The 16,156-nt window shown below is 62.3% G+C and carries 18 protein-coding genes; 13 read left to right on the top strand and 5 right to left on the bottom strand.

Annotation, left to right across the window (positions count from 1 at the left end; genetic code table 11):
• Complete coding sequence (gene exbD, locus KF794_03195) at positions 1–426, top strand: TonB system transport protein ExbD (protein QYK45716.1); 426 nt, start codon at positions 1–3, stop codon at positions 424–426.
• Positions 423–1,217: an energy transducer TonB gene (locus tag KF794_03200; GenBank protein ID QYK45717.1), complete on the top strand. Its 795-nt coding sequence runs from the start codon at positions 423–425 to the stop codon at positions 1,215–1,217. The genes exbD and KF794_03200 overlap by 4 nt, the downstream gene beginning before the upstream one ends.
• 10 nt (positions 1,218–1,227) lie before the next feature.
• Here KF794_03200 and paaZ read toward each other — a convergent pair whose 3' ends face one another.
• Complete coding sequence (gene paaZ, locus KF794_03205; GenBank protein QYK45718.1) at positions 1,228–3,279, bottom strand: phenylacetic acid degradation bifunctional protein PaaZ; 2,052 nt, start codon at positions 3,277–3,279, stop codon at positions 1,228–1,230.
• A 159-nt stretch (positions 3,280–3,438) separates the two neighbouring features.
• Between paaZ and KF794_03210 the strand changes: the two genes are divergently transcribed.
• The 6 genes from KF794_03210 (at position 3,439) to paaK (ending at position 8,187) form a co-directional block, all read left to right on the top strand.
• Positions 3,439–4,314, top strand: coding sequence for a phenylacetic acid degradation operon negative regulatory protein PaaX (locus KF794_03210; protein ID QYK45719.1), 876 nt, complete (start codon positions 3,439–3,441; stop codon positions 4,312–4,314).
• 95 nt (positions 4,315–4,409) lie between these two features.
• Entirely contained in the window at positions 4,410–5,408 is a 999-nt protein-coding gene (paaA, locus tag KF794_03215) for a 1,2-phenylacetyl-CoA epoxidase subunit A (GenBank protein ID QYK45720.1), read from the top strand.
• A gap of 8 nt (positions 5,409–5,416) precedes the next feature.
• On the top strand, positions 5,417–5,716 hold the full coding sequence (gene paaB / locus KF794_03220; GenBank protein ID QYK45721.1) for a 1,2-phenylacetyl-CoA epoxidase subunit B: 300 nt from the start codon (positions 5,417–5,419) through the stop codon (positions 5,714–5,716).
• Between the two features lie 125 nt (positions 5,717–5,841).
• The gene (gene paaC / locus KF794_03225; GenBank protein ID QYK45722.1) at positions 5,842–6,597 is read left to right on the top strand and encodes a phenylacetate-CoA oxygenase subunit PaaC; all 756 of its coding nucleotides are present in this window, start codon (positions 5,842–5,844) and stop codon (positions 6,595–6,597) included.
• Positions 6,594–7,106 carry a phenylacetate-CoA oxygenase subunit PaaJ gene (paaJ, locus tag KF794_03230; protein ID QYK45723.1) on the top strand — a complete coding sequence of 171 codons (513 nt, stop codon included), beginning with the start codon at positions 6,594–6,596 and terminating at the stop codon, positions 7,104–7,106. The genes paaC and paaJ overlap by 4 nt, the downstream gene beginning before the upstream one ends.
• Before the next feature lie 7 nt (positions 7,107–7,113).
• On the top strand, positions 7,114–8,187 hold the full coding sequence (paaK, locus tag KF794_03235; protein ID QYK45724.1) for a phenylacetate-CoA oxygenase/reductase subunit PaaK: 1,074 nt from the start codon (positions 7,114–7,116) through the stop codon (positions 8,185–8,187).
• A 6-nt stretch (positions 8,188–8,193) separates the two neighbouring features.
• Here the strand turns inward: paaK and KF794_03240 are convergent, their stop codons facing one another.
• Genes KF794_03240 through paaG form a run of 4 tightly spaced genes read right to left on the bottom strand, consistent with a single transcriptional unit; the run spans position 8,194 to position 11,376 of the window.
• Positions 8,194–8,817 (bottom strand): TetR family transcriptional regulator, encoded by a 624-nt coding sequence (locus KF794_03240; protein QYK45725.1) that lies wholly within the window; start codon positions 8,815–8,817, stop codon positions 8,194–8,196.
• Positions 8,818–8,820: 3 nt separating this feature from the next.
• Positions 8,821–10,131 carry a phenylacetate--CoA ligase gene (paaF, locus tag KF794_03245; GenBank protein ID QYK45726.1) on the bottom strand — a complete coding sequence of 437 codons (1,311 nt, stop codon included), beginning with the start codon at positions 10,129–10,131 and terminating at the stop codon, positions 8,821–8,823.
• Positions 10,121–10,540 (bottom strand): hydroxyphenylacetyl-CoA thioesterase PaaI, encoded by a 420-nt coding sequence (gene paaI / locus KF794_03250; GenBank protein QYK46577.1) that lies wholly within the window; start codon positions 10,538–10,540, stop codon positions 10,121–10,123. Before paaI ends, paaF begins: the two co-directional genes overlap by 11 nt.
• Before the next feature lie 38 nt (positions 10,541–10,578).
• On the bottom strand, positions 10,579–11,376 hold the full coding sequence (paaG, locus tag KF794_03255; protein QYK45727.1) for a 2-(1,2-epoxy-1,2-dihydrophenyl)acetyl-CoA isomerase PaaG: 798 nt from the start codon (positions 11,374–11,376) through the stop codon (positions 10,579–10,581).
• A gap of 268 nt (positions 11,377–11,644) precedes the next feature.
• On the opposite strand from paaG, the gene KF794_03260 reads away from it, so the two are divergent.
• From KF794_03260 to KF794_03280, 5 genes are all read left to right on the top strand, one after another.
• The gene (locus tag KF794_03260; protein QYK45728.1) at positions 11,645–12,787 is read left to right on the top strand and encodes an ABC transporter substrate-binding protein; all 1,143 of its coding nucleotides are present in this window, start codon (positions 11,645–11,647) and stop codon (positions 12,785–12,787) included.
• Positions 12,788–12,865: 78 nt separating this feature from the next.
• Positions 12,866–13,738: a branched-chain amino acid ABC transporter permease gene (locus KF794_03265; GenBank protein QYK45729.1), complete on the top strand. Its 873-nt coding sequence runs from the start codon at positions 12,866–12,868 to the stop codon at positions 13,736–13,738.
• A gap of 2 nt (positions 13,739–13,740) precedes the next feature.
• Positions 13,741–14,682 carry a branched-chain amino acid ABC transporter permease gene (locus KF794_03270; protein ID QYK45730.1) on the top strand — a complete coding sequence of 314 codons (942 nt, stop codon included), beginning with the start codon at positions 13,741–13,743 and terminating at the stop codon, positions 14,680–14,682.
• Positions 14,679–15,461 carry an ABC transporter ATP-binding protein gene (locus KF794_03275; GenBank protein ID QYK45731.1) on the top strand — a complete coding sequence of 261 codons (783 nt, stop codon included), beginning with the start codon at positions 14,679–14,681 and terminating at the stop codon, positions 15,459–15,461. Before KF794_03270 ends, KF794_03275 begins: the two co-directional genes overlap by 4 nt.
• A complete protein-coding gene (locus KF794_03280; protein QYK45732.1) occupies positions 15,454–16,155 on the top strand; it encodes an ABC transporter ATP-binding protein in 702 nt (233 codons plus the stop codon). The genes KF794_03275 and KF794_03280 overlap by 8 nt, the downstream gene beginning before the upstream one ends.
• The last annotated feature ends 1 nt before the right edge of the window (position 16,156 follow it).

Genomic DNA, 16,156 nt, shown 5'->3' on the forward strand with positions numbered 1-16,156 from the left:
ATGGGCGCGGCGTTCAACGGAAACGGCGAGAACGACGATCTCAACGAACTGAGCGAGATCAACGTCACGCCATTTATCGATGTCATGCTGGTACTGCTCATCATCTTTATGGTGGCCGCGCCGCTCTCAACGGTTGATGTTGCAGTCGATCTTCCTGCTTCGAACGCGCAGAAACAGAATAAGCCGGACAAGCTCGTATTTCTGACGGTGAAGAACGACCTGTCACTGGTCATTGATAACGAGCCGGTGGACCGCACCGGCCTTCAGGCCGCGCTCGATCTAAGAAGCGAAAAAGACCGCGAACGCCGCATTTTTCTGCGCGCCGACCGCACAGTTCCATACGGCGAGATCATGAATGTGATGAACTTGCTGCGCGACGCAGGCTATCTGAAAATCGCTCTCGTGGGGCTTGAGCAGGTGAAATGAATTCTGCCCGCACCATGCGGCTTGAATCTTTCGCGACGGAGGACGAAAGCATCGTCCGCTGGTTTGCCGCCGGCGCGATCGTGTTGCTGCTGCATACGGCGGGTGCCGCGGCGGTTTTATACTGGCCAGGCTCGCGCGATGCCGCGGGCGACCCGCCGCCTGCAGTGATGATCGAGCTTGCGCCGGTCGCGGTTGCGCCGGAACCGACACCGCTCGACATCGCGCCTGGTCCGAACATGCTGCAGGCACAGCAGAAGGCCGCACCGCCAAAAGCGGAGGCGCCTGCGGAGAAGCTCGACCTGCCGGAGAAACCGCAGGCGGAACTGCAATTGCCGCCGCCCGCGCCGAAAGAACCGGAAAAAGAACCGCGCAAGGACCAGCCGGACAAGCAGCCGGAATTGCAGAAGATACAGAAGAAGGCCGCGCCGCAAACCACCGCCGCTCCCAAGACGCAAGTGAAGCGTGCGAACAATGTTGCAGCTCCCGTTCCCCGACACACCGAGCGCAGCAACGTCTCGCACACAACCTGGCGCGGCGCGGTGATGGCGCAGCTCAATCGCTACAAACGCTATCCTGCGGGCGGCACCACCGGCACCGCGGTCGTCGCGTTCACGATTGATCCTACGGGAAGGGTATTGTCGGCACGGCTGGTTCGTGGCGCACGGAATAGCGCGCTCGATGCCGAGGCGGTATCGCTGGTGCGCCGCGCGAGTCCGCTGCCCGCGCCACCGCCCACGCTAAGTAATGGCAGGAGCTTAAGCCTCACGGTGCCGGTGCGTTTCGGGCGATAACTGCGAGGCGTTACTGCGTAACGCTTTGCGCCCCGCGAGCGTTCATGGTCAGCAATTCGTAGCGCGCGACGGTTTCGCTTTCCTGATTGAACACCTCGACGTCCCAGCGCACCTCGCCGTATTCGGGTTTGCGCGCGGCCTGCTTCTGCTTGACCGTGAGACGCACGCGAATGTCGTCGCCGGGCGAAACGGGCTTCAGAAAACGCAGATTGTCGAGGCCGTAATTTGCAAGCACGGGACCCGGCGCTGGCTCGACGAAAAGTCCCGCCGCAAACGACAGGATCAGATAGCCGTGCGCGACACGGCCCGGAAAGAACGGGTTCGCTTTCGCAGCTGCTTCGTCCATGTGCGCGTAGAAAGTATCGCCGGTGAAATTTGCGAAATGCTCGATGTCGTCCAGCGTGACCTTGCGTGCGGCGCTCTCCAGCGTGTCGCCGATCACGAGCGTATCGAAATCCTTACGGAACGGATGCTGTTGCGAGGCGATGGTCGCGGCACCCTTGCTCCAGTCCTTCGTGAGGCTGACGATGCGATCGGGCGAGGCCTGAATCGCAGTGCGTTGCAGATAGTGATGCACGCTGCGCATGCCGCCGAGTTCTTCGCCGCCGCCCGCGCGGCCCGGTCCGCCATGCACGAGGTTCGGAAGCGGAGAGCCGTGTCCGGTGGATTCCTTGCCGCTGTCGCGGTCGATGACAAGCAGGCGGCCGTGATACGGCGCAATACCGAACACGAGTGCGGACGCGACCGCAGGGTCGTAGGTGAAAACGGACGCGACAAGGCTGCCTTCGCCTTTCGCGACAAGCTCGATGGCCTGATCGAGCGTGTCGTATGCCATCACGGTCGCGACCGGACCGAACGCTTCTGTGATGTGCACGCGTTTGGCTTCCATCGGCTTTGCGCAGCGTAGCAATACCGGCGAAATAAACGCGCCGCCTTTCAGCGCCGCGTCGCCGGTACCTGAGGTGGCCGGATCGCCGAACACGATCTCGGACTCGCTCGCGATCTCGCGGACCTTCTCCTGTACCGAGCGCTTCTGCGAGAGGCTCACCAGCGCGCCCATCCGGGTATCTTCCGCGCGGGGGTCGCCAACCTTGATCGCCGAAAGCTGTGCTTTCAGCGCGTCGATGACGGCGGTTTCCTGTGCGCGCGGCACGAAGACCCGGCGAATGGCGGTGCATTTCTGTCCTGCCTTCACCGTCATTTCGCGCACGACCTCTTTAATAAAGAGATCGAATTCTGGCGTGCCGGGCGTGGCATCGGTGCCGAGGACCGCCGCGTTCAACGAGTCACGCTCGGCGACGAAGCGCACGGCGTTTTTCGACACGGCCGGATGATTACGGAGCTTGTCCGAAGTCTCGATCGAGCCGGTGAAGCACAGGCTGTCCTGTCCGTTCAGGTGATCGAGCAGGTCGCCGGTCGGGCCGCAGATCATCTGCAATGCGCCATCAGGCAGCAGCTTCGATTCCACGATCAGCCGCATCATGGCTTCGCTGACATAGGCCGAAGCGGTCGCGGGCTTGGTGATGACGGGAATGCCGGCAAGGAACGCGGGCGCGAATTTTTCCAGCGGACCCCAAACCGGAAAGTTGAAGGCGTTGATGTGAACCGCGATGCCCGCGCGCGGCGTCAGGATATGCGTGCCCGCGAACTTGCCGCCCTTGGAGAGCGCCTCGTTCGGTCCCTCGACGATGAATTTCTCGCCGGGAAGGTCGCGCCGTCCGCGCGAGGCATAGGCGAACAGCGTGCCGATGCCGCCCTCGATATCCACCATGTTGTCGCGCTTCGTCGCGCCGGTATGGGCCGCGAGCGCGTAGAGCGGTTCTTTTTTCTCCGTGAGATGCGCCGCGAGTTTTTTGAGAATGTCCGCGCGCTGATGGAAGTTGAGCGCACGGAGATTTTTTCCGCCGGTCTCGCGTGCATAACGCACGGCTTGCGCGAAATCGATGCCGCCGCTTCCGGTCTTAGCAATCAGCGAACCGTCGATGGCGCTCGGAATTTCCACGAAGTTCGCGGCGGGCGCGATCCAGCGGCCGCAAACATAGCTTTCAAGAACAGCGCTCATGATTTCCACCCCGCATGGCCGCCGCTTTTCGCGGCTTGTGTCTGAGAGGATTATAGACCAACCGGCCGGTCAGCGAAAAGGTGCGTCTGCGCCTTCAGGCCGGTTTCGCGCTGTGCGGCTGCAATATAAGGTGCGCGCACCTGATGGCCGGGAATGGAAATGAACGGGCTGGTCCGCGAGCTTATCGCCGCCTTCAACCGCCGGAAGCCGGTGCGCGCCGGCTCGCTGATCGTTACCTTATATGGCGACGCCATCGTGCCGCGCGGCGGCAGCCTTTCGCTCGGCGACATCACGCGGATCATGCACTTGTTCCGCATCGACGCCGGTCCTGTGCGTACCGCGATCTCGCGGCTTACCACCGAAGAATGTTTGGAGCGCAGGAAGGTTGGCCGCAACACATTTTATCGCCTGTCGAAGCGCGGCGAGGGTGAATTCGCGGAAGCGACGCGGCGCATTTACTTCGCCCGCACGAGCGATCCGGCGCGCTCGATCCGCCTCGCTTTGCTGAACGGAGAACCCTCGAATCGCGCATTACAACGCAAGGCGCTCGAAGCGGCGGGTTTCGCGCAGTTCAATGCGGTGACTTACGTTTCCGCCGCCCCGGCCTCCCTGCCGAAGGGGGCAAAAGGAATTCATGTGCTGGAGATAGGCGCGTCCCCTGAGGCCGCCGAGATTCTCCGCGCCTCCTACAATCTCGACGAGATCGCCGGGCGCTACCGGGACTTTATCTCGTTGTTCCGGAAAATGCGCGATGCGCTGGCGAAGGGCGAAGTGCTTGAAGATAGCGAAGCGCTGATCGTGCGCCTCATGCTGGTTCAGGAGTTCCGCCGCATCGTGCTGCGCGATCCGGCGCTCGCTCCCGGCCTATTGCCGGACGGCTGGCCCGGCGAGGAGGCGCGCAAGCTCGCGGCGGCTGTCTATTCGCGCGTGCTGAAAGGCTCCGAGCGTTTTCTGGACGGCTGTCAGGCCGACGAAACGCACAGCCTGCCGAAGCCGAATTCCACGCTCGGCCAACGCTTTGCCGCGCTGCAATAGGGCGGCCCTAAAATACGTTACAGTAATTATTGACTCTGAAAATTTCTGTAACGTATTATAGCGGTTATAAACTGGCATCCCTTTGCGAGGCGCCGATGTATACCCAAGCCCTGAACGTCAAGGATGAGGCGACCGCCGCGAGCGATCCCGTGCTCGAAGCCCGCTTTCAGGAGCATGTCGATGCCGAGCTCAAAATCGAGCCGAACGACTGGATGCCGGAAGCTTATCGCCGCACGCTGACGCGACAGATTTCGCAACATGCCCATTCCGAAATCGTCGGCATGTTGCCGGAAGGAAACTGGATCACGCGCGCGCCGACCCTGCGCCGCAAGGCCGCGCTGCTCGCCAAGGTGCAGGACGAAGGCGGCCACGGGCTTTATCTCTATTCGGCCGCCGAAACGCTCGGCACCTCGCGTGAGCAGCTTTTCGACCAGTTGCTCTCCGGCAAGGCGAAGTATTCGTCGATCTTCAACTACCCGACGCTGACTTGGGCCGATATCGGCGCGATCGGCTGGCTGGTGGACGGCGCGGCGATCATGAACCAGATCCCGCTGTGCCGTTGCTCCTACGGTCCTTACGCGCGCGCGATGATCCGCATCTGCAAGGAAGAAAGCTTCCACCAGCGTCAGGGCTACGAGATCATGATGGCGCTCGCGCGCGGCACGCCGGAACAGAAGGCGATGGCGCAGGACGCATTGAACCGCTGGTGGTGGCCTTCGGTGATGATGTTCGGCCCGTCCGACAGCGACAGCCAGCATTCCGACCAGACCATGCGCTGGAAGATCAAGCGCTTCTCCAACGACGACCTGCGCCAGAAATTCATCGACGCGACCGTGCCGCAGGGCCACTTCATCGGTCTCGAATTCCCCGACAAGGACCTGAAGTTCAACGAGAAGACCGGCCACTGGGAATTCGGCGAGATCGACTGGACCGAATTCAAGCGCGTGATCGCGGGCGACGGTCCCTGCAACAAGCAGCGCATGAAGCAACGCCGCGCGGCCCACGACAATGGCCGCTGGGTGCGCGAGGCAGCGCTCGCTTTCGCCGAGAAACGCCGCAACCGCGAAGCCGCTGCGAAAGTCGCCGCGGAATAGGTGACAGCATGACCGAACAGAAAACCGAACAGCACTGGCCGCTCTGGGAAGTGTTCATCCGCTCGAAGAACGGACTTTCGCACCGGCATGTGGGCAGCCTGCATGCGACCGACGCGACGATGGCGTTGCAGGCCGCGCGCGACGTCTACACGCGCCGCGGCGAGGGTCTTTCGATCTGGGTGGTGCCGTCGAATGCAATCACGGCGTCCGATCCGGCCGACAAGGACGTGATGTTCGAGCCGACGGCTTCGAAGATCTATCGTCACCCGACCTTCTACGACATCCCCGACGAAGTCGGGCACATGTGAGTTCACAGCTTCATGGTTCGAGACGCGATGCTTCGCATCGCTCCTCACCATGAGGATGAAAATGAAACCTCATCCTGAGGAGACCGCGGAACGCGGCCGTCTCGAAGGATGCGCGAGAGGAAAGAATGACCGAGACGCCGCTCTTTGCCTATGCGCTCCGCCTCGCGGACAACGCGCTGATCCTCGGCCATCGTCTGTCCGAGTGGGTCGGTCATGCGCCCGCGCTGGAAGAAGACCTCGCGCTCGGCAACATGGGCCTCGACCTGATCGGGCAGGCGCGAGCGTTCTATACTTATGCGGGCGAAGTTGAAGGCAAGGGCCGCGACGAGGACAAGCTCGCCTATCTGCGCGATGCGAAGGACTGGCGGAACGTGCTGCTGGTCGAGCAGCCGAACGGCGATTTCGCCGCGACCATGATCCGGCAGCTTCTGTTCGCGGCTTACGCGCACCCGCTTTATGTCGCGCTCGCGAAATCGAAGGACGAAACGCTTGCGGCGATTGCTGCGAAGGCCGAGAAGGAAATGGCCTATCACGTCCGCCATTCCGGCGAATGGGTCATCCGTCTCGGCGACGGCACCGAAGAAAGCCATGAGCGCGCGCAGGCGGCGCTGGACGAGCTTTATGCCTACGCGACCGAACTGTTCGAAAGCGACGAAGTGGAACGCGCGCTGATCGAGCGCGGCATCGCCGTCGATCCCGCAAGCCTTCGCGGTGAATGGGAGCGAACGGCTAACCGCGTCTTCTCAGAAGCGGGCCTGAAGACGCCACCGCGGAGCTTCGCGCAGACCGGCGGCCGCAGCGGGCGTCACAGCGAGCATCTCGGTTTCATCCTCGCCGATATGCAGTTTCTCCAGCGCACCTATCCGGGAGCACACTGGTGAGCGCAGTGCTTGAAAACATCGACGCGGCGCGCATCCGCGAACGCGCGTGGGCCGCTGCCGCTTCCGTGGTCGATCCGGAATTGCCGGTGCTGACCATAGAAGACCTCGGCGTATTGCGCGACGTGCGCGTGAGCGGCGAGGGCAAGGTCGAGGCGTTGATTACGCCGACCTATCTCGGCTGCCCGGCGATGAACATGATCACGCTGGAAGTGGAGCTTGCACTGGAGCGCGCGGGCTTCGCGAAACCGAAAGTGACGACCGTGATGTCTCCGGCCTGGACCACCGACTGGATGTCGGAGGCGGGCAAGGAGAAGCTTCGCGAATTCGGAATCGCACCGCCGGCCGCGAATGCCGGCCGCCGCGCGCTGTTCGGCGAGGAAAGCGTCGAGTGCCCGCACTGCAAGTCGCCGGACACCGAACGCATCGCCGAATTCGGATCGACTTCCTGCAAGGCGCTATGGCGTTGCAAGTCCTGCGCCGAACCGTTCGATTACTTCAAGTGCATCTGAAGCCGCCATGTCGATCGAATTCCATAAACTGAAAGTCTCGGATCTTCGCCGCGAAACGCCGGATGCGGTTTCGATCGCCTTCGACATTCCCGACGCGCTGCGCGACGCCTACCGCTTTCATCCGGGCCAGCATCTGACGTTACGCCTGAAAGAGAGCGGCAACGAACTGCGCCGCTCTTACTCGATCTGCGCCGGCATGGATGACAACGAGTTGCGCATCGCCGTGAAGAAGGTGGATGGCGGCAACGTATCTTCATGGGTCAACGAAAAGCTGCGTGCGGGCGACGAGATAGAAGTGATGACCCCGCAGGGCCGCTTTGGCGTCGCGCCTGCGCCGGACGAGGAGCGGGTTTATCTCGCGGTCGCCGCCGGCTCCGGCATCACGCCGATCAATTCCATGATCCGCACCATGCTGACGCGCGAGCCGAAAAGCCGTTTCGTGCTGGTTTACGGCAACCGCAATGCGCGCAGCATCATGTTCAAGGATCAGCTCGAAGACCTGAAAGACCAGTTCCTCGACCGCCTCGTCGTGCACCACGTGCTTTCCCGCGAGCCGCAGGAAATCGCGCTGCTCAGCGGACGGCTGGACCGGGACAAGATCACGAACCTGCTGAAGGCTTCGATGCCGGCAAGCAGGATCGCCCATGCATTCCTTTGCGGCCCCGGCGGGCTGATCAAGGAAGGCGAGGAAGCGCTGCGCGACTACGGTCTCGATCCGAAGCGTATCCATGTCGAGTATTTCTCCACCGACGGACTGCCGGTAGCGGTGAAGAAGCCGGCGGGAGCGATTGCGGACGACGTGGACGTCAACGCATCCATTACGCTGAACGGCATCCAGTACGACGTGCCCATGAAGGCAGGCGACACCATCGTCGATGCCGGATTGCGCGCCGGTCTCGACCTGCCGTTCTCCTGCAAGGGCGGCATGTGCTGCACCTGCCGCGCCAAGCTGACAGATGGCGACGTGCAGATGGAGCACAACTATTCGCTGGAAGACTGGGAAATGAAGGCGGGCTTTGTGCTCACCTGTCAGGCGCGGCCAACCACGAAGAAGGTCGCCGTGGATTTCGACCAGGTCTAGCGAAAACTAGCTCGCGCGGCGCGTGGCGGGCTTTGCTTGTTCAAGCGACGCTGCGCCTTCGATCAGAAGCTGCGTGGCGAGGTCCGCGTATTCTTCGCGGCTCATGGCGCCGCCTTCGCGGAACCACATGTAATGCCAGTTCAGCATGCCGAACAGCGACATCGTCACCGGCTTCAGCAACCGCGGCGTAGCGCCGATATTCCTGTTCACTGCGCCGATCGCGGACGAGAAGATCAATACCAGTTCGCGCTCCAGCGCGATCAGTTGTGTACGCTTCGCCGCCGCCAGCTTAGACAATTCGTTGATCTGGATCTTGTGCTGGTGGTCGGCATCCTTGTAGGCGCCGAGTAGGGCACCGACCAGCGCACGCAGCCGCTCGCGCGGCGGCAGCTTCTCATCCACCGCACGCACGGCCGCGATCAGGTCGTCGAGATGCGCGCGAAGGATGTCGAACAGCAATTCGTCCTTGCTGGTGTAGTAGTGGTAGAGCAGCGCCTTCGACACGCGGCAGCCGGCGGCCACCTCCGCCATGGAGGTGCGGTCGTAGCCGTTTTTCGCGAACAGCTTTGCCGAGCGATCGAGGATCGCCTTGCGTTTGCCGTCGTAATCGGCGGCGCGGGGACGTGCCATTTTTTATGCCTTCGGCCGCTTGTCGATGATGCGGCGCGCCTTGCCTGCGGAGCGCTCCACGCCGCCGGGTGCGGAAACTTTCACTTTGGCGGAAACGCCGATGTTGTTCTTGATCAGGTCCGCAAGTTTTGTGCCTTCGGCCGTGCTTTCGTGTTCGGCCGCGCCTTCGCGCGCTTCGACCATCAGCAGCATCACGTCGAGCCGTTCGTCGCGCGTGAGTTCGATCTGGTAGTGCGGCGCAAGCTGGCCGCAGCGAAGCAGCAACTCCTCGATCTGCGTCGGGAACACATTGACGCCGCGGATGATCATCATGTCGTCGGAGCGGCCGGTGACTTTCTCCATGCGCCGCATCGAACGCGCGGTGCCGGGCAGCAGCCGCGTCAGGTCGCGCGTGCGGTAGCGGATGATCGGGAAGGCTTCCTTGGTGAGCGAGGTGAAGACCAGTTCGCCTTTCTCGCCGTCGGGCAGCACCTTGCCGGTCTCCGGGTCGATCACTTCGGGATAGAAGTGGTCTTCCCAGACATGCAGGCCGTCTTTGGTCTCGACGCATTCGTTGGCGACGCCCGGTCCCATCACTTCCGAAAGGCCGTAGATGTCGACTGCATCCATGTCGAACGCTTCCTCGATTTCCGCGCGCATGGAATTGGTCCACGGCTCCGCGCCGAAGATGCCGACTTGCAGCGGCGACTTGCGCGGGTCGAGTCCCTTCGCGCGATACTCGTCGAGGATCGCGAGCATGTAGGACGGCGTTACCATGATGATTTCCGGGCGGAAATCCTCGATGAGCTGCACCTGCCGCTCGGTCATGCCGCCGGAGACGGGAATCACGGTGCAGCCGAGTTTCTCCGCGCCGTAATGCGCACCCAAGCCCCCGGTGAAGAGTCCGTAGCCATAGGAAACATGCACCTTCATGCCGGGCCGCCCGCCGGAAGCGCGGATCGAGCGCGCCATCACATGCGACCAGGTGTCGATGTCGTTCTGCGTGTAGCCGACCACGGTCGGCTTACCGGTGGTGCCGGAGGAAGCGTGGATGCGCACGACTTTCTCCTGCGGCACGGCGAACATGCCGAAGGGATAGTTGTCGCGAAGGTCGCTTTTCACCGTGAAAGGAAACTTAGCCAGGTCTTCGAGCCGCTTGAAGTCGGCGGGACTTACGCCCGCGGCGTCGAACTTCTTTTTGTAAGCAGGCACGTTGTTGTAGACGTGCTCCAGCGTCCAGCGCAGGCGCTTCTCTTGCAGGCCGGATATTTCGTCGCGCGATGCGCGCTCGATCGGCTCCAGTCCATAGGGTTGATAGGAAGACTTATCGAGCATGGCCGCTACCGTTGGATGAGGTGAGTCCGGGTACGATTTCGCCGTCGATCGAGCGTGAGTGTCCGCGGAATTCCGCGATCACCGTGCCGTCCTGCCGCGTGACCGTGATGTCGTAGATGCCGGAGCGGCCGGATTTTGAAATCTCGACCGCATCCGCGCGCAACTTGTCGCCCAGTTTGCCGGGGCGAATGAAAGTGACGGCGCATTGCTGCGCCACCGTGATCTGGTTGTAGGTATTGCAGGCGAAGGCGAAGGTGGAATCCGCGAGCAGGAAGATATAGCCGCCGTGGCAGATCTTATGCCCGTTCACCATCTTGTCGGTGACGGTCATCGTCATCGCGGCCTTGCCCGGAGAGACCGAAACGATCTCCATGCCGAGACTACGGCTCGCTTCGTCGTCCGCCCACATTCTGTCGGCGGAGGCTTTGGCAATGGCAAGCGCGTCCATCAGCCTGCTTTCCGCGCGGAGAATTTAGCGCCGCGCTTTTCCATGAAAGCCTTTACGCCCTCGGCGTAATCGTCGGCGGCACCAAGACCGGCCTGCACCTTGCGCTCCAGTTCGAGCTGCTGTTCGAGCGTGTTGGTTTCGGCGGCGGCGAGGGCATTACGGATTTCGACCAGCGCCGTGGTCGGGCCATTCGCAAGTTGCTCGCAAATTCTTCCCGCTTCTTCCATCAGCGCGGCGTCGTCGACCGCTTTCCAGATCAGGCCCCAGCTTTCCGCTTTCTCCGCGGAGAGTGGTTCTGCGAGCATCGCGAGTCCGCGAGCGCGCGCCGCACCCGCGAGTTGCGGCAGGAACCACGTTCCGCCGGAATCCGGAACCAGTGCGATCTTCGCGAAGGCCTGAATGAAATTGGCGGAGCGCGCCGCGAGCACGATATCGAACGCGAGCGCGATGTTCGCGCCCGCGCCGGCCGCGACGCCGTTGACGGCGCAAACGGTGGGGAAGGGCAGCGACTTAATCCGCTTCACCAGCGGATTGTAGAAGGTGCCGATGGTGTGGCCGAGATCGGGCCGGTTGCCACCCGAAACATTGCGGTCCGACAAATCCTGTCCCGCGCAGAAGCCGCGCCCCGCGCCGGTGACGAGCAGCGCCCTGCATTGCGTGTCGCGTTCCGCTTCATCGAGTGCCGCTTGCAGTGCAGCATGCATCGCCTCGTTGAACGAGTTGAGGCGTTGCGGCCGGTTGAGCGTGATCACGCGAAAATTGCCGCGCGCGCTGGAAAGAATTGGCGTTTCTTCCATACTGTCCCCGAACAGTTTCTGCGGTGCGGTCCGGCTGCGTGTCGCCGCCGTAAACCGCCGAAGATTTTTTATGTTTCCGGACTTGACCGACCGGTTGGTCAGGTAATTAATATGGTTCTGCGTAACGAGTGTCAACGCGCCGCAATCATAACGACGGTGCGAATGTGCGGGAGGAGGATGCGGGCGGAAAAATCCGCGCGCGTTTGCCTTCCGAAAAGATCAAAAAAATCGCCCGGCATCGCCGGACGAAAGCCATGGGAGGAATGAAATGAACTTGCTCCGTAAACTTTTTGCGGTTGCGGTTTTTGTGTTTGCTTCCGCGAGCGTCGCGGACGCGCAGATCAAGATCGGCGCAGTGCTTTCGGTCACCGGACCGGCATCGTTTCTCGGCGATCCCGAAAAGCGCACGCTGGAAATCTACGCCGCCGAGATCAACAAGCAGGGCGGCATCAACGGCCAGCAGTTGCAGCTCGTCATCTATGACGATGGCGGCGACCCGAACCAGGCTCGTACCTTCGCGACGCGCCTGATCGAGGAAGACAAGGTCGATGCGTTGCTCGCAGGTTCGACCACCGCGACCACGATGGCGATCATTCCGCTCGCGGAAGAAGCCAAGATTCCGCTGATCAATTTCGCCGGCGCGGTGGTTGCAGCAGATCCGAAGTTCAAGTGGAATTTCAAAACACCGCACACCGACCTGATGGCCTGCGAAAAGATTTTCGTGGACCTTCAGAAGCGTAAGCTCACCAAGATCGCGATCATCTCCGGCACCGACGCTTTCGGTAAATCCATGCGTGACCAGTGCCTGACCGTGGTCAAGAAATACGGCATCGAAGTTGTGCACGAAGAGACCTACGGTCCGCGCGACAGCGACATGACCCCGCAGCTTACCAACATCAAGGCCAAGGCGGGCGTGCAGGCGGTCGTGAACACCGGCTTCGGTCAAGGCCCGGCGATCGTGACCCGCAACTACCGTCAGCTCGGTATTAACGTGCCGCTCTATCAGAGCCACGGTGTCGGTTCGAAGCAGTTCATCGACCTTGCAGGCCCGGCCGCGAATGGCGTGCGCCTGCCGGCAGCGGCATTGCTGGTTGCCGACATTCTCCCCGCCAGCGACCCGCAAAAGAAGGTCGTCGTCGCGTACAAGACCAAGTACGAGCAGGAGACCAAGCAGCCTGTGTCCACCTTCGGCGGCCACGCTTACGACGGCTTCATGATCATGGTCGAAGCCATGAAGCGTGCCGGCGGCGCGAAGGACAAGGCCAAGGTGCGCGATGAAATCGAGAAGACCAAGAACTTCATCGGCACCGGCGGCGTCGTGAACATGTCGCCGACCGATCACCTCGGCCTCGATCTCACGGCGTTCAAGATGCTGGAGATCAAGGACGGCAACTGGGCGCTCGCCGAGTAAGCCGCTTTCGTCATCACGCGGAATACGGGACGGCGGCATCGCCGTCCCGGTCATTTTCCGGGGAAGGGGCCACGGGCGATGGCGCAGTTTCTTCAGTACGCATTCTCGGGACTGACTGTCGGCGCGGTCTACGCGCTGGTCGCACTCGGATTCACGCTGATCTATAACGCCTCCGGCGTGATCAATTTTGCGCAGGGCGAGTTCGTCATGCTCGGCGGCATGGTCACCGTGTTCGCGCATCTCGCCGGCGTGCCGCTGCCGCTTGCAGCGTTGCTGGCTATCGCCATCGCGGTGCTGGTCGGCGTGGCGCTGCATCTGCTGGCGATCGAGCCGGCCAGGGGCGCCTCCGCCGTCACGCTCATTATTATAACCATCGGTGCGTCGATCCTGCTGCGCGGGCTGGCGTCGGTCGTATTCGACAAGCGCTTCCATGCACTGCCGGCTTTCGTGCCGGGCGAGCCGCTGCGCATTGGCGGCGCGACCATCCTCCCGCAGAGCGTGCTGGTGCTCGCGGGTGCCGCGATCATCGTGCTGCTGCTATGGCTGTTCATGTCCCGCACGCTGATGGGCAAGGCGATGATCGCGACCGCCGCGAACCGCATGGCGGCGCGCCTCGTCGGCATCAATACGATGTGGATCATCTGCGCGTCGTTTGCGGTATCGGCCGCAATCGGCGCAATCGGCGGCGTTCTCGTCGCGCCGATTACGCTGACGAACTACGATGTCGGCACGCTACTCGCGCTGAAGGGATTCTCGGCAGCGATGCTCGGCGGCATGGGCAATCCGCTCGGCGCCATCGCGGGCGGGTTGATTGTCGGCCTGCTGGAAGCGTTCGGCGCGGGTTACATTTCGTCGGCCTACAAGGATGCGATTGCCTTCATCGTCATCCTGCTCGTCCTGTTCGTGATGCCGAACGGGCTGTTCGGCAAAGCAGGCGTCGAGCGGGTATGAACATGACACCGCTTCTCCGGCGGAATGGCGTGGTGCTTGCCGTCGCGGCGCTGGTGCTGCTTCTTCCGCTCGTGCTGCCGTCGAATTTCTATTTCCGCATCGCGACGCTGACTTTCATCTTCGCGCTCGCGGTGCTCGGCCTGAACCTCGTCATGGGATATGCGGGGCAGGTCAGCCTCGGCCACGGCGGCTTCTTCGGCATCGGCGCCTATGCGGTCGCGGTCGGCCCGGTTCATTTCGGCATCCCCGGATGGGCCGCGCTTCCCCTCGGTGCGGCCATCGCTGGCCTGCTCGCCTTCATCATCGGCAGGCCGATCCTGAAATTGAAAGGCCATTACCTCGCGGTCGCGACGCTCGGCATGGGCATCCTGATCGCGATGGTGTTCACCAACGAAGCGCAATACACCGGCGGCCCGGACGGCATGTCGGTGCCGCGGCTCGTGCTCTTCGGCTGGGCCGCGCGCGGGCCGATCACTTGGTACTGGATTTCGGGCATTACGCTGATTCTCGCCGCCTGGCTCGCGATGAACCTGATCGAAAGCCCGACCGGCCGCGCGTTCCGCGCGATCCACGACAGCGAACCGGCGTCCGGCGTGCTTGGCATCGACATCGCGCGCTACAAGCTGACGGCTTTCGTGTTGTCCGCGGTCTATGCCTCGGTCGCGGGCGCATTCCTCGCGTTGTACGACGGCGGCGTCACGCCGCGCACGGCCGATTTTCTGCGCTCCATCGAGTTCGTCACGATGGCGGTGCTCGGCGGCCTCGGCTCGGTGATCGGCAGCATCGCGGGCGCGGCGTTCCTTACGATCCTGCCGCAAGTGCTGACGGTGTTCCACGACTACGAGCACATCGTGCTCGGCCTGCTCATTATTCTTTGCATGATCTTCCTGCGCGAAGGCATCGTGCCTGCACTGGCGAACCGCATTTTCCGGAGGCAGAAATGAACCTGCTTTCGGTGCGCAACATCGGCATCGAATTCGGCGGGGTCACTGCATTGCAGGATGTTTCGCTCGACGTGAAACCCGCTGAAATCTTCGCGATCATCGGCCCGAACGGCGCGGGAAAGACCACGCTGTTCAACATCATTTCCGGTTTGTATGTGCCGAAAAGCGGCCGCGTCGAATTGCACGGCAAGGACGTCACGCGCTTTCCCGCGCATCGCCTGAGCGCGCTCGGCCTCTCGCGCACGTTCCAGAACCTGCAAATCTTCTTCCGCATGACCGCAGTGGAAAATGTGATGGTCGGCCGCCATCTCCACGAAAAGCGCGCCGTGCTCCCGCATCTGTTTTCGCTGCCTTCGGTGAGAAAACAGAATGCGCAAACGCGCGCGAAGGCGGAAGAATTGCTTGCCTTCGTCGGCCTCAAGGGCATTTCCGATCAGGTAGCCGGCAATCTTCCCTATGGCGCGCTGAAGCGTCTTGAAATTGCGCGCGCGCTCGCCGCCGAACCGCAAGTACTGATGCTCGACGAACCGGCAGCCGGTTGCAACGCAGTCGAAACCGCCGAGATCGACGAGATCATCCAGAAGATCGCCGCGCAGGGCATCGCGGTCGTACTGGTCGAGCACGACATGCGCCTCGTGATGAAGATTTCGCACCGGATTCATGTTCTGGAGAGCGGGCGCACGCTGGTCGAAGGTTCGGCGCAGGAAGTGCGCACCGACCCGAAAGTGATCGCCGCTTACCTCGGCAAGCATGCCGCGGAGGAAGCGCGCCATGCTTGAGGTCAAGGACCTGAAAAGCCGCTACGGCCGCATCGAAGTGCTGCACGGTATTTCCGTCGAGGTGCGCGAGGGCGAGATCGTTTCCCTGATCGGTTCGAACGGCGCGGGCAAGACCACGTTCCTGCGCGCGCTCTCCGGCGTGCAGCCGATTTCCGGCGGCAGCGTTCATTGGGAAGGTAAGGATATTTCGAAGGTGCCCGCGCATATGCGCTCCCGGCTCGGTGTCGCGCAGGTGCCGGAGGGCCGTCAAGTATTCTCGCCGCTTTCGGTCGAGGACAACCTGAAGCTCGGCGCATGGGCGCGGGGCGATAGCGAAATCGTCGGCGACATGGAAAACATCTACCAGATGTTTCCGGTGCTCGCGGAAAAGCGCCACATCGCGGCCGGTTCGCTTTCGGGCGGCCAGCAACAAATGCTCGCGGTTGGACGCGCGCTGATGACGAAACCGAAGCTGCTGCTGCTCGACGAGCCGTCGATGGGTCTCGCGCCGCTGCTGGTCGATCAGATTCTCAGCTCGGTCGCCGGACTGCCGAAACGCGGGATCACCGTGTTGCTGGTCGAGCAGAACGCGACCGCCGCGCTCGCGATTTCCAACCGCGCCTATGTGCTGGAAACCGGCAAGGTCATTCTTTCCGGCGAGGCATCGGCGCTCGCGAACGACCGGCGCGTGGCGCAAGCCTATCTCGGATTATGAA

This window comes from Xanthobacteraceae bacterium, from assembly GCA_019454205.1.
Lineage (GTDB): Bacteria > Pseudomonadota > Alphaproteobacteria > Rhizobiales > Xanthobacteraceae.